The 521-nt window shown below is 34.2% G+C and carries 1 protein-coding gene; it reads right to left on the reverse strand.

Annotated features, from left to right (window positions below):
* Nucleotides 1-521 (reverse strand): hypothetical protein (locus NQ163_RS20620; RefSeq protein WP_268192195.1); only part of this gene is annotated, 521 nt, incomplete at both ends.

Genomic DNA, 521 nt, shown 5'->3' on the forward strand with positions numbered 1-521 from the left:
GACCAAGTTCCTCTTCCGTCATTATATTCCCATACATAATCTAATCCTGCACTTGTTCCTGTGATTTCAAAATCAATAGCATCGTCGAGACATGCCTGAAGGTTTGTTGGCTGTGTAAAGATTTTGATTAAAGGATTTACTGTTAGTGTTGCAATATTACTTGTTGCATTATTACAAACATTATTAATTAAACACTGAAACCTATTACCATTAAATGGCATATTAACATCTGCTATATTTAATGTTGCACTTGTTGCTCCAGAATAATTACCACCATCCAAAATATTAGTGAAACCTGTACCTGAATCTTCCTGCCATTGATACATAATTGGCTCAAAACCAGTAACAGAAACTGTAAATTCAGCATCATCACCATCTATAATAGTAATATTTATTGGTTGATCTGTAAATGCAACCTCATTGCGAACAGTTAAACTTGCAACTTTTGACTGAACTGTTCCACAAAAATTTTTCACCTCACAATAGTATGATTCTCCATCAACTGGAGCTGTTTCGGTGTA

The organism is Marinifilum sp. D737 (assembly GCF_026672275.1).
Classification (GTDB): Bacteria; Bacteroidota; Bacteroidia; order Bacteroidales; family Marinifilaceae; genus Marinifilum.